The sequence below is a fragment of the Salinibacterium sp. SWN248 genome, assembly GCF_015864575.1.
Lineage (GTDB): Bacteria > Actinomycetota > Actinomycetes > Actinomycetales > Microbacteriaceae > Rhodoglobus.
In genome coordinates this window covers 618,332-630,149 of sequence record NZ_JADYWW010000002.1, presented here as the reverse complement: position 1 = coordinate 630,149, position 11,818 = coordinate 618,332, and the positions used below count along the sequence as shown (strand labels likewise).

Genomic DNA, 11,818 nt, shown 5'->3' with positions numbered 1-11,818 from the left:
TACCGAGTTCTCGCCAGTAACCGACTGCCTGGTCGCGGTGACGCGGCGGCTACCAGCGCGGGGGAGGGCCCTGCCAAGCCGGGGTCTCATCGGGCTCGACAAACGATCGAGCCACCACGACATCCGTCGACGAATGGGCGATGATCGACATCGCAATCGTGAGCGCCACGATGTGGAAAATAAGGTCGCCAGCAGGGATGTCGGCCGAGACCACGACAAGCACGTACACCACTGAGGCGAAGCCCTTGGGCCCGAACCACATGGCGGCGACCTGTTCACGCATGGAGAGGCCAGAGCCTAGGAACGAGAAGTACAACGCGATCGGGCGAGCAGCGATCAGCGCGAGCACGGCGAAGAGCCAGCCCGTCCACGCGATTTCGCCCAAGAACTTGAACGACAAGAGAGCGCCAAAGACCATGAGCGCCAAGAGTTTCAGAAGCTCGGAAATGATCTCGCCGAACTCCTCGAAGGCTTCGCGCTCCTTCTGTCCCACCGTTGCCACCATCACACCAGCGGCAAACGCAGCCAAGAAGAGGTTCGCGTGGGTATAGCTTGCCAGTGCGAACACCAAGAGGCCGATAGCGATCGGCACGATCGGCTCGAAGACGCCGGCAGCAGCAAACAGCCGAGTGTGGAGGGCCTTGATGACGATCCACGGCACCGCAATACCGATGGCGGTGCCCGCGAGAAGTTCTATTCCCAGCTCGCCCAAGTGCAAATCTTCTGAGCCCGAGCTGACAGCCAAGAACACGACCACAAAGGGCAGCGCTAAACCGTCGTTGACGCCCGACTCCACATTCAGCAGCTGACGCAACCGCTCCGGCACCTGTTTGTTGCCGACAAGGGCGGCCGCGAACACCGGGTCTGTGGGGGCAAGGATCGCGCCGATCAGTAACGCTTCAGGCCAATCCAGTCCCAGCATGAAATGCGCCAATACCGCTGTGATGCCGAGAGTGAGAGGCAAACCCCACCCGAGAGCGCGACCGGGAAGTCGCCACGCCTTGCGCAGGTCACCCCAGCCCATCTTCATGCCATCAGTGAACAGCACTACAAAGAGTGCGATCTCGGCGATTGTCGAGACCTCGGTCGACGACGAATCGATATCGAGGATGCCCGTTGTCTCCGAGCCGATCACAAAGCCGACAACCAAAAACAGCACAGCGGCCGACAGTACTGTTCGCCCCGCGAGCGCAGAGAACAGCACCGCAACCAGCAGGGTCGCAGCAAAGATCAGCAGGAAAACATCCATGCTGGGGGAGTCTTAGCGGAAGTTCACAAACTGGAGAGCGACTTCGATGTCTTTGCCCTTCAGTAGTGCCATCGTGGCCTGAAGGTCGTCGCGGCTCTTCGACTGCACGCGCAGTTCGTCGCCCTGAATCTGCGACTTGACGCTCTTGGGAGCTTCGTCGCGGATGATCTTCGAAATCTTCTTGGCGTCTTCTGACGAGATGCCGTTCTTGAGGCTGATCTCGATGCGGTATTCCTTGCCGCTGGGGAAAGGCTCGCCCGCGTCGAGGCTGCGAAGCGAGATACCGCGCTTGATGAACTTGGCCTCGAGCACCTCAAGAACCGCTTTCACGCGCTCTTCAGCGCTCGCCTTGAGGAGGAGGCTCTCGCCAGTCCACTCCACCGAGGCGCCTACGCCCTTGAAGTCGTAACGCTGAGCAAGCTCTTTTTGCGCCTGGTTGACGGCGTTTTCCGCCTCCATTTGGTCAACTTTGCTCACAATGTCAAACGAAGAATCAGCCATGCGCCCATGCTACCCGGGGTCAGCCCGGAACTCCCACAGGCGAGTTTTGGCGAAGTGGTCACGTGAAGCTCGGATTCCTTGTATTCTGGTTCAGCGCGTTCGGTCAGATGAATACATGTGGCCGGAGGCGTCTCGGCGAGTTACCCAAGTGGCCAAAGGGATCTGACTGTAAATCAGACTGCATCGCATTCGAGGGTTCGAATCCCCCACTCGCCACCGAGATACCGAAAGGCCCCGCGCGCACAGTGTGGGGCCTTTCGTGAATAATAGGCGCGTGACTCTAACTTCATCTCCCGAGAGCCCGTCTTTTCGTCATCGGTTAGCGCAGTTCGTTGACTCAGCCGCAGTGCAGAACTTCGTACTCGCCGTTATCATCGCGAACGCCGTGGTGATTGCCCTCGCTACCGCGGCCGAGGAGGGAACGACCACCTACAACGTGCTTCATGCCCTCGACAGCATTGCGCTCGTGGTGTTCGTTATCGAGCTGCTGCTCAAGCTCGTCTCCTACGGCCCGAAACGCTTCTTCACCGATGGCTGGACCGTTTTCGACTTCATCGTGGTCGCGATCGCGCTAGTTCCGAGTTCTGGGCCACTTTCGGTGCTTCGTGCACTGCGGGTGCTGCGGATCCTGCGAGTGGTGAAATTCCTGCCTCAAGTGCGGATGGTCGTGGAAGCGTTGCTGCGTTCATTCCCCGGTATCGGCGCTATCGCGCTGTTGATGTCGCTCGTCTTCTTCGTGGCATCCGTCATGTCAACTGAACTGTTTGGGGAGGCCTTCCCCGAGTGGTTCGGTGATATCGGAAAGTCAACCTACTCGCTGTTCCAGATCATGACGCTGGAAAGCTGGTCGATGGGAATCGTGCGCCCCATCATGGAAGTGATGCCGTTAGCGTGGCTCTTCTTTGTGCCGTTCATCCTGATCGCCGCCTTCATCACACTCAACCTCTTTATTGCCGTCATCGTCGACACCATGCAATCGCTGCGCGTGGAGCGCGAAGAGGCAGCAGGCGCTGAGGCGGAAAAAGAGAGTCCGCGCCTGGCCTTGGAATTGGACGACGACGAGCTCGCCCTGCTATCCACCGGCCTAGCTCGGTTGTCGGCGACAGACTCTGCTCCGCACGAAGTTCTTCAGGTGTGGGGTATCGAAACTTCCGCAGCGTTGAAAGAGGAAGCGCAGCGACTGCACGAGGCGCTCGCCGGTGACAAAGAACTGTCGCACGCAGACTGGGCGCGAACGTTGTTCGCCGCCGATATGGCACTGATTAGGGGGCTCTCTGATGGGGCGGCTGAACAGCGCGCCGCCGACGATCAGGCTGCCCTCGCTCTCTCTCGTTCAATTCGCGCTCGGATCAATGCGCACGGTGCGCTGACTTCACCCGCGATCGGATGACATTCTTCCGCCGAGTAGGTCCGGCACTGTTGCCGGGGCTCTTATGGTGCGGGTCGCGCATCCTCCGCTGAGCCCTAGGCTTAAGTCATGCCTCATGACGAACTCCTCGACCTTGCCCGCAGCGTTGCCACGCAGGCGGCAGAGCTCGCCGCTCGGCGCCGCATCGAAGGTGTCGCCGTTGCCGATCGCAAGACATCGTCAGTGGATGTCGTGACCTTCGCCGACCGCGAAAGCGAAGAACTCATACGCAGCTTGATTGCCGCCGCGCGCCCCAACGATGGATTCTTGGGCGAAGAAGGCGAAGCGAATACGGGCACGAGCGGACTGACCTGGGTTGTTGATCCCATTGACGGCACCGTGAACTACCTCTACGGCATCCCGCACTACGCCATCAGCGTTGCCGTTGTCGAAGGCGACCCCGACCCTTCGACCTGGCGCGCGCTCGCCGGGGCTGTCGTGAATCTTGGCGCTCAGGAGACCTATACCGCCACGGCCGGCGGCGGTGCGTTCCTCAACGGCGAACGACTTCAGGTGGCCGAAGCGGTAGACCTCTCACAGGCTTTGGTAGCGACGGGGTTCTCCTATTTGCAAGAGCTGCGAGTGAAACAAGGGCGAGTGGTTGCAGGGCTGCTTCCCCAGGTTCGCGACATTCGCAGAATGGGCACCGCATCCTTGGACCTCTGCATGGTGGCATCGGGGCGCGTGAATGCGTATTACGAAGAAAGCCTGAACCCGTGGGACCATGCGGCCGGTGCGCTCATTGCGCGCGAGGCTGGCGCTACGGTGAAAGGCCGGGGAACGCAGGCTGAAGGCAAGGACTTTATCTTGGCTGCGGAACCAGCAGTTGCCCAGAAACTTGAGGCAGTATTAACGCAGCTAGACGCGTGAACTAGACCACTTTAAAAAGGTGTGGCAACTAGACCACTTGAGCGCTAGCCTTTATGAATCTGTTACCTGCGTGCAACCCGTACGCGCGTAGGTTCATACCCGAATTATGCATTCACACCTAGCAGGTGAATCGCGTGGAGGAGAAGAATGTCACTGACGAGCGCCAGCGCCGCAGCGACTCTCTCCTCCCGTCACGCCGGTCTCGCTCTATGAGCCAGGACCACCTGTTCCCACAGCAACCGGGAACCGCGGGCAACGCCCCGCTCACTCGAAAGCAACTGCGCGAGCTCGAACGTGTCGCTCAGCTTGACGCTAAGCAGAAGCACGGCACTAAGCAGCGCAGCACGAAGCAGTCCGCTGCTACCCCGTCGGTGGAGGCGCCGACTATTCCCGTGCTCGCTGATCTGTTTACGCCGCACTCGATGGATGAGCCCTCTGCCGACCACGCGCCGGTAGTGGTTGAGCAGGCACCCGCCATTGACGTGGCTGTTGTCGTCGAAGCGGCTCCGGTTATCACTACGGCCCCGGTGGTCGAAGCTTCGCTGCCCAGCCGACGCTCTTTGCGTGCGCAGCAGGCCAACGCAGCGGCAGTTCCGGCGATCCCCACAGCGCCCGCCTCGGTTTCGGCGTCGGTGCTCGGCGCCACTGCGCCAGCAGCGGGAGCCCCAACCGTTTCAGAACGACTCTTCACCGCGCCGATCACGACGGTGCCCGCATCCACCGCGTCGGTTGCGTCGGATCTGGTGGCTGAACGGGCTTCGTCCGACGAGCCGCTCAGCATTTTTGGCATCACCCCAGATCCGGCTATCGCATCCACTTCTGTGGCTGTCGCCCCAGCTGCGCACGTTGCTCAAGATCTGCCGAGAAAGAAGCGGGCGAAGTCGGGCAAAGCCGCCAAGAATGCTCGTGTGCCGAAGCCAACGAAGGTTGCCACAGCTCCGGCTGCCCGCGCGCTACGTGGCTCCGCCGTGAAGTCGAAGCGCGTCTGGGTTTCGAGTGCAGCATTCGCGCCAAGCGGAACGCCCCGCCGCCGCACGAAGGCGGCCGCATCCAAAGCCTTCTCCTTCGTCGCCATGCTTTTTGCTGGAGCGATCCTGGTTGGCGTCTCGGTGCCCTCGAACGCGTTCGTGGATGGCGACGCTGCAATCACGGCGGCTATTGCTCCGGAAGCAGATCTCGCGGCCCTCAGCAACAACGTTCGCCCCTCGCAGTCCTTGGCGGTGTCGGGCGAAGTCGAAAGCGAACTCGCTGCCCACGACAGCATCAAGGTCATCTCCTACGCCGAAGTTCTGGCGCTGCAGTATGCGGGAGTCGACTACGACTACAACGCGACTGTCGGTGCTGTGCGCTGGCCGTTCCCCTATACGGTCCCCATCACTGATGGTTTCGGCGATCGCGTCGGCGGCTTCCACAAGGGAACAGACTTTGCGGCCGCATCCGGTACACCCATCTATGCAATCGCAGACGGCACCGTTGACCTCATTCAGGCCGACTGGTCGGGCTACGGATATCACGCGATCATTAGTCACGTCATCAACGGGCAGCAGGTCGAAAGCCTCTACGCCCACATGATCACCGACTCCAGCCCGCTTGTGGTTGGACAAGAGATTAAGGCCGGCGATTTCATCGGTCTCGTTGGTGAAACTGGTATCGCTTACGGCGCACACTTGCACTTTGAAGTGCACCTCGATGGTGTTCCCGTTGACCCCTATGCGTGGCTCACGACGAATGCTGTCGACTAATCTTCTTGCAGGGTTGATTTTGGCCCAAAAGCGTACTTAGAGGCCCTAAACGGGTGCTAGTCTCTTACGGTGCCAATTGCGCGTTCAGCGCTTTTGTGTGCCCCCTTAGCTCATTGGTAGAGCACTTCCTTGGTAAGGAAGAGGTAGTGGGTCCGATTCCCACAGGGGGCTCGCTTATCCAGTAATTGGATGATGCGGCTGAGTAGCTCAGTTGGTGAGAGCGCACGACTCATAATCGTGAGGTCGCGGGTTCGAATCCCGCCTCAGCTACAACTAAAGATGCCCGAGAATCCGCAGATTTGCCGCGTTCTGCCTCTCTGCGTCACGCTCACGATGTGCCACGTCACGCACTCGATAATCCTCTGCTTCGGGGAGAGCTTCGCCCTGATGCGGGTGGTCACCGGTAGCCTGTGAGAGAGCACCGATCGATGCGATCGTGATCGATCTGGAAGGGACTGTGTCATGAATGACGAGTCGGCTGGCGAAGTTAAGCTCTATCGTTCGCGGGATGGCTCCGTTTCTTTGGAAGTACGAACGGGCAGTGACACCGTCTGGATGACGCGGCAACAGATGGCCGAATTGTTTGGGCGAGATGCGAAGACGATTGGCAAGCACATTGGCAACGCCCGCAGCGAGGAGCTTGCTGATATTTCAACTGTCGCAAAATTTGCGACAGTTCAACACGAGGGTGACCGGGTTGTTGAACGAAAAGTCGAGCATTTCAATCTCGATATGGTGCTGTCTGTGGGGTATCGAGTCAAGTCGGCTGAGGGCATCCACTTTCGCCGGTGGGCAAGTGATGTACTCACTCGATACGTAGTTGACGGCGTAGCGCTTAACCAGCAGCGTCTCGAACAGGTCGGATCGATCGTGCGTATTCTGGCGCGGTCGTCTGACGAGCTAATTGCCGGGGTCGCGGATGTGCTGGCCGGTTATCTTCCGAGCTTTCAACTTCTCCGTGACTATGACGCGGGACAGCTCGATGCTGGGCCCGGCTCCAAGCCCGGCTGGACGCTCACTATTAACGAAGCGCGATCGGTGATCGCCGAGGTTCGCGCAGAGTTCACTGAAGACAACCTGTTCGGCTACGAGCGCGGCCAATCGCTAGAAGGCGTGATCGCGTCGATCTACCAAGGGTTTGCCGGTCAGGAGCTTTACCCGACGGTGCAGTTGAAAGCCGCAAACTTGTTGTACCTGGTGATCAAGGACCACCCGCTGTCTGACGGCAATAAGCGCAGCGCGGCGGCTCTCTTCGTCACGTTCCTCAGCCGCAACGGAATTCTGTTGGATTCTGACGGCCTGCCCCGCATTTCGAATAACGCCTTAGCCGCGATCACTCTTCTGGTTGCCATGAGCGACCCCAAAGAGAAAGAGCTCATGGTCGCGCTGGTCGTGCGCATGCTGTCGGAGCCTGCACGGTGAGCAGCATTAACGAGTTGATCATCGAGCACTGTCCGGACGGGGCGGAGTCCGCGCCCTTTGACGAACTTGTGCGGATTCGCAACGGTAACGCGTAGAAAGCTTGGGCCTGCTGAAGGTTCAGCAGACCCTCGAAATGTGCTCAGATCGAAAATCGGCCTTTTAGTCCTCGCCCCGTAGTTTCGTAATTCGCGACTACAGCCTGTGACACAAGCACTGTCATTCGAACTATTCGGAGTTCTCCCGAAATCTTCTATACAAGATCAAGGCGAGTCCTGGGCCACATCGACCGCCTCTGAGAAGATGATGTTGTGGACCCAACTCTAAACGCCGTGACTGACCCTACGGCCGTGACCATATCCATCGTCGCGTTGGCAGTATCCGTAGTGGCGCTCGCTTTCGCGGGGTGGCAGGCGATCACGGCGCACCTTGCGAGGACTGCCCCGTTGCCTGCGAACTTCACCATTGTCCATCCGCGGCGGGCGCAAGATCTGGTCAGCGTATATAACTCAGGCGGGTCATCCGCCTCGGAACTGCGGATCACAATAACGAGGCCGATGGCAGCTGCGGAACATCGGACGGCCACAGTGCACATTCCCGGTGTCATTGCGGAACGCACGTCAGTTCCAGCGCTGAGCGTGCAGCAATCAAATCCCTTCGTGGTTGACTTGTTCGTGCCTTCACCTGACGAACCAGGCATGTGGGTGAGAACTGATACGCCGTCACCAGACGCCAGACATATGGTCGATAAATGGGCCAAGACCGAGTGGGTCGACTGGCGTGGTCGGCGCAGGAAAGGGCGGATCGCACTCTGGTGAACCACGCCCATGCGGACGTTACCGCCTGAGTTGTCCGACATGAATATTTAGAGCTCGCAGCGCATGGTTGATGTCTGCGAGACTCTTCTTCTCGTCAGGAGCTGAGTCACTCGACGTTGAACCTTCTTGAGGGAGTGGCGTAGCTGCGCCGACGATACTCAAGCTGAAGCTGATTTCTGAGCGGTACTCTTTCTCAAGCTCATCGGAGTATGTCAGCAAGAACTTCCCATTCTCGGGGGCGCCGATCGGTGGATATGAAGCCTTAGCGGCTTTTACAGCGTCAGCCCGCCACATAACTCGTTTGTGAGCGCCCGGCATTAAGGTTTGGGGTTCTTTGAGGAACCGGATCAGATTCTCAGTGATGTAGTCATCTTCGCCATTAGCCACCCAGTCTTCGAACGAAAACTTCACTGCAAGCGCCACGCTTCGACCAGAATTCGTAAGAACAAGATCCCATGTTCCCGCGCCTTGAACCCCTGGCACAACATCCGCAGTCACGTACGGGCGACCATCGCGCTCCGCTTGTTCGCGCAGGAGCCGTAGTTGCGTGTTGGTGCCGCCGAGCGCTCGCTTGGCTACCCACCAAAGTAGGCCAGTAAAAGCGGCGGTGGCTAACGTGCCGAACGCTGTCACAGCGGCAAACGTAAGTGCTGTCAATGCTGCGAGCGTCGATATCAGTTGCAAGATGTCGTCCATCGTGACATTCTGCACCACTTCACCGCCTATGCTGCTGCCGCCCTTCGCGCTTCGCGCTACGGTTGCCCTTGGATTCGTGGCTGGCTTCCCGGCGTGGCCGGGTTGATGGCCCGGCATGCAGGCGGGTGGCCGTGCGGGGCCGCGCGTTCGCCCCTCCGGGGCTACCACGCGCGACACCCGCCCAGCCCGCCACCTTCATAGCCGGCTACATCCACCAGTCAGACGCAGTACGCGCACAACTCGCGCCCAAACGCGTCACGTTCTTCTTTCGGCGGGGTGGGGTTTCCGCACGCATCACATGCGCGAAGGCCCATCATTGCGCAGATTTGGCAATCAGGTTCAGCCATTCTCATCACCTCCCTTCCCGCTCACGGAACCGCCGCCGCACAGGGGGCTAGTTCTCGTCGGATACGCAGCGAGCGGCCCTCGACGGCCTCCACTTGCTCCGTTGGATGTGCCGCAGCTGCCGATGATTCGACGTTCGCTAGAAACCACTCGAGCCGCAGCCGCCGCTGCACCGTGCGAGTAAGGCCAGTGAATGACCAGCCGGGGCGGTGCTTCGTGCGTCGGGACGCGCTCACCACTTGAGAGCGTGCGCCGTACCGCTCGTGCACGCGCCCACGACAGAACTCCGGCTCACAGTCCGGCGCGCAACGCATGGCCCGCGCTGCTTGCTCGAGTGCGAGCAGATGCGACCAGACGCGAGGGTGCACCGTCTCGCCCTGGTGCACGACATCCTTCATGACGTAGTTCAGCGCTTTGGAGAGATACCAGATCGTTTTCGCGCCGTCACCGTCAGCCCGGAACGCGTCACACTTCGCTTGTGCGCCCCACTCGACCCGCGCCCCGTCGATCTTGGAGAAGGCGACAGCTGAGCGCGCAGCGTCACGCAAGACGGCAGCGTTGGGAGCTTCGGAGCGTTCGATGCGCACCAGTACGTGAACGTGCAGCACGCCCCGGTCTTGCCACTCCCGCACGATGAAGTACTCCACCGAGTCCCAGCGATCCCGCAACCGCCGCCGCGTGCGATCCCACAACAGCCCCGCGTCACGGTTCCAAGCAGTCTGCCCCGCGTAGTCGTAGGTTGACGGGCGAAGCGGCACACCGCGCAAGCCAGCATCTTGCACCGAGTGCTGCACGCCACAACCGCACACCGGCGCGGCCTTCTTCTCGCTACGCGGCACACGGTGGACGGCACCGAAGGAAGGCGCTGTCAGCGTCAATAAGTAGAAGCGGTAGTTCTGTACCGGGCCGTCGAAAACGCCGGAGCGAGCGATGGATGCCCAGTCGCCCCGGTACAGTTCCGCGCACGAGCCGCAACTGCTTTTGATGCGAGAACCGCAACGCACCCAGATGCCCGTGGAGGTCTTGATGGGGCGCACGCAGCCGCGCGCGATAACCTCAGCTGCGCCGGTTTCGGTGGTGGAAGTGTCTGCTCGCATAACGAGCGGCTACAACGGATACACGTCTCATAATCGTGAGGTCGCGGGTTCGAATCCCGCCTCAGCTACCACTGGCGGTTTCATTCTGTGAAACCGCTTTCTTCATTCGATTACTTGAGCGCGAAGATCTCGATGAGATCTGTCTCTTCGCCGTCCATCGGGACTGCTCTTTTGGTCGCGGATACTGTTCGAGCCAGAGGTCGCTTGTTCTCGTCTTTTCGGCGGCGTGCCCGGATGGGCTTCTCGATGGCCCAGCCTCTGAACTTCAGGAAGAATGTGGCTGTCGAGCGCAGGTTGAATGAGCTGATAGCGAGCGCGGTCACGAGATAGTTCGAGCTAGATCCGTGGCCGGAGCGCGTCCCGCGGTTTCCCAAGTCTTCTCGATTGGCATCCCTGGACCGCGAGATCGGTCGTGGCGCCCTTCCCTTCGCGGTTACCACCGCGACAACGTGGATGAAATACAGTGCTCAAATCCCGAATGGGGGGTACAGTTTCTTCACCAGACTCGATCTGGCTTTAGGGCTGAAGTCGTCGAAGCGTAACGAAAGGGAGCAACACCATGGCAACACTTCTCTGGATCATTGCGGCAGTGCTCGTTATTTCTGGCATTGTCGCGCTCGTTCGCCGCCAGCTACTCTGGGGCATTGTTCTCATCGTCGTGGGACTGCTGGTTGGTCCAGGTGGTGTGAGTCTCTTCACCTAAGGTCGCGGCCAGCGCGGTATGGAGCGCACGCCGAGTCCTCTGGTTCCCGAGCGGGGGCGTGGGGCAGTAGCAGCTGCGTTGGCTGTGTGGTGCGTCGAGGGTTGTCTGTTTGCCGCTTTCTCTTTGCTGCACTCAATGCCCACTGGGGCGCTTACGCCGAACCCCTCGATCGGACAGGTTTACGCGTCGTTAAGTGAAACACCTTCAACTTTAGGGGCGTTCTCTTGGCTGTTTCATAGAAAGCTGTGGTTTTCTATCGGAATGAACCTGCAGTCGACATTCAGCGGGTTCTCACCGAGAGCCAACCCACCCCGACCGAATGAGGAAATCGCTTGATGAAGCTGAGCCTTCGCCCACGCTTCGTGCGCGGTCCGTCAATGGACCGAACCATTAACGCGCCGACGCTGGTCACCGACCGTCTCGCCCTGCGTCCACACCGCGCTGATGACTCCACGCGGTGGTATGAAATTCAGTCATCGCCTGACGTACACAAGTTCACGTCGTGGCCCCAGCGCGATCGCGCGGAGTCTTATGCGCACCTGCTTCACCGCACAAAGCATGTGACGTTGCGACAGGCGAACGACTTTCTAGCCCTCGGCATCGAGCGCGAAGGGCAGCTCATTGGCGATGTAGCACTTCATCTTCGGTCGGTCTCGCTCTCGAGCCGGACAGCTGAAATCAGTTGGATCTTGCATCCGGATGCGTACGGCCAGGGCTATGCCCGCGAGGCTGCTGAAGCGATCATGGAATTCGCCTTCACCGGGGTGAATATCCAATGGCTCGTCGCCGTTATTGACGAAAGCAACGAAGCATCGATCGCCCTTGCGAAACGCCTTGGCTTCCGCGCAATGTCCCGCGACGGCAACGATCTGTCGTTCGTGGCCGGCAGCTTGCGGGAATAGGCTCGCGCGGGTGGGCCACACCCTAGCTAACGAGAAAGCCGCCTAGCTCACTCCCTTCGGAGCAAACT

General features: G+C 59.8%; 11 protein-coding genes and 3 tRNA genes. 9 read left to right on the top strand and 5 right to left on the bottom strand.

The window, feature by feature from the left end:
• Window positions 1–49 precede the first annotated feature (49 nt).
• Window positions 50–1,249: a sodium:proton antiporter gene (locus tag I6E73_RS12855; RefSeq protein WP_197126111.1), complete on the bottom strand. Its 1,200-nt coding sequence runs from the start codon at window positions 1,247–1,249 to the stop codon at window positions 50–52.
• 12 nt (window positions 1,250–1,261) lie between these two features.
• Entirely contained in the window at window positions 1,262–1,750 is a 489-nt protein-coding gene (locus I6E73_RS12850) for a YajQ family cyclic di-GMP-binding protein (RefSeq protein WP_197108252.1), read from the bottom strand.
• A gap of 134 nt (window positions 1,751–1,884) precedes the next feature.
• Here I6E73_RS12850 and I6E73_RS12845 point away from each other — a divergent pair.
• From I6E73_RS12845 to rhuM, 7 genes are all read left to right on the top strand, one after another.
• A tRNA-Tyr gene (locus tag I6E73_RS12845) sits at window positions 1,885–1,966 on the top strand.
• A gap of 58 nt (window positions 1,967–2,024) precedes the next feature.
• A complete protein-coding gene (locus I6E73_RS12840) occupies window positions 2,025–3,140 on the top strand; it encodes an ion transporter (RefSeq protein ID WP_307784312.1) in 1,116 nt (371 codons plus the stop codon).
• A gap of 87 nt (window positions 3,141–3,227) precedes the next feature.
• Complete coding sequence (locus I6E73_RS12835; protein WP_197126109.1) at window positions 3,228–4,028, top strand: inositol monophosphatase family protein; 801 nt, start codon at window positions 3,228–3,230, stop codon at window positions 4,026–4,028.
• A gap of 134 nt (window positions 4,029–4,162) precedes the next feature.
• On the top strand, window positions 4,163–5,770 hold the full coding sequence (locus I6E73_RS12830) for a peptidoglycan DD-metalloendopeptidase family protein (RefSeq protein ID WP_307784311.1): 1,608 nt from the start codon (window positions 4,163–4,165) through the stop codon (window positions 5,768–5,770).
• Window positions 5,771–5,869: 99 nt separating this feature from the next.
• Window positions 5,870–5,941: transfer RNA gene (locus I6E73_RS12825), tRNA-Thr, on the top strand.
• A gap of 25 nt (window positions 5,942–5,966) precedes the next feature.
• Window positions 5,967–6,040, top strand: a tRNA-Met gene (locus tag I6E73_RS12820).
• Between the two features lie 192 nt (window positions 6,041–6,232).
• Window positions 6,233–7,192, top strand: a complete 960-nt coding sequence (rhuM, locus tag I6E73_RS12815) for a RhuM family protein (RefSeq protein ID WP_197126107.1) — start codon at window positions 6,233–6,235, stop codon at window positions 7,190–7,192.
• A gap of 833 nt (window positions 7,193–8,025) precedes the next feature.
• Here rhuM and I6E73_RS12810 read toward each other — a convergent pair.
• The 3 genes from I6E73_RS12810 to I6E73_RS12800 form a co-directional block, all read right to left on the bottom strand.
• A complete protein-coding gene (locus tag I6E73_RS12810) occupies window positions 8,026–8,703 on the bottom strand; it encodes a hypothetical protein (protein WP_197126096.1) in 678 nt (225 codons plus the stop codon).
• A 368-nt stretch (window positions 8,704–9,071) separates the two neighbouring features.
• A complete protein-coding gene (locus tag I6E73_RS12805; protein ID WP_197126094.1) occupies window positions 9,072–10,145 on the bottom strand; it encodes a replication initiator in 1,074 nt (357 codons plus the stop codon).
• A gap of 110 nt (window positions 10,146–10,255) precedes the next feature.
• Entirely contained in the window at window positions 10,256–10,468 is a 213-nt protein-coding gene (locus tag I6E73_RS12800; RefSeq protein ID WP_197126092.1) for a hypothetical protein, read from the bottom strand.
• 236 nt (window positions 10,469–10,704) lie between these two features.
• Here I6E73_RS12800 and I6E73_RS12795 point away from each other — a divergent pair, with 236 nt between their 5' ends.
• Complete coding sequence (locus tag I6E73_RS12795) at window positions 10,705–10,848, top strand: GPGG-motif small membrane protein (RefSeq protein ID WP_197108232.1); 144 nt, start codon at window positions 10,705–10,707, stop codon at window positions 10,846–10,848.
• A 377-nt stretch (window positions 10,849–11,225) separates the two neighbouring features.
• Window positions 11,226–11,750 carry a GNAT family N-acetyltransferase gene (locus I6E73_RS12790; RefSeq protein WP_231600922.1) on the top strand — a complete coding sequence of 175 codons (525 nt, stop codon included), beginning with the start codon at window positions 11,226–11,228 and terminating at the stop codon, window positions 11,748–11,750.
• The last annotated feature ends 68 nt before the right edge of the window (window positions 11,751–11,818 follow it).

Coding starts and splice junctions, on each gene's coding strand:
- I6E73_RS12855 (WP_197126111.1), bottom strand. CDS start 1,249: ATGGATGTTTTCCTGCTGATCTTTGCTGCGACCCTGCTGGTTGCGGTG.
- I6E73_RS12850 (WP_197108252.1), bottom strand. CDS start 1,750: ATGGCTGATTCTTCGTTTGACATTGTGAGCAAAGTTGACCAAATGGAG.
- I6E73_RS12835 (WP_197126109.1), top strand. CDS start 3,228: ATGCCTCATGACGAACTCCTCGACCTTGCCCGCAGCGTTGCCACGCAG.
- rhuM (WP_197126107.1), top strand. CDS start 6,233: ATGAATGACGAGTCGGCTGGCGAAGTTAAGCTCTATCGTTCGCGGGAT.
- I6E73_RS12810 (WP_197126096.1), bottom strand. CDS start 8,703: ATGGACGACATCTTGCAACTGATATCGACGCTCGCAGCATTGACAGCA.
- I6E73_RS12805 (WP_197126094.1), bottom strand. CDS start 10,145: ATGCGAGCAGACACTTCCACCACCGAAACCGGCGCAGCTGAGGTTATC.
- I6E73_RS12795 (WP_197108232.1), top strand. CDS start 10,705: ATGGCAACACTTCTCTGGATCATTGCGGCAGTGCTCGTTATTTCTGGC.
- I6E73_RS12790 (WP_231600922.1), top strand. CDS start 11,226: ATGGACCGAACCATTAACGCGCCGACGCTGGTCACCGACCGTCTCGCC.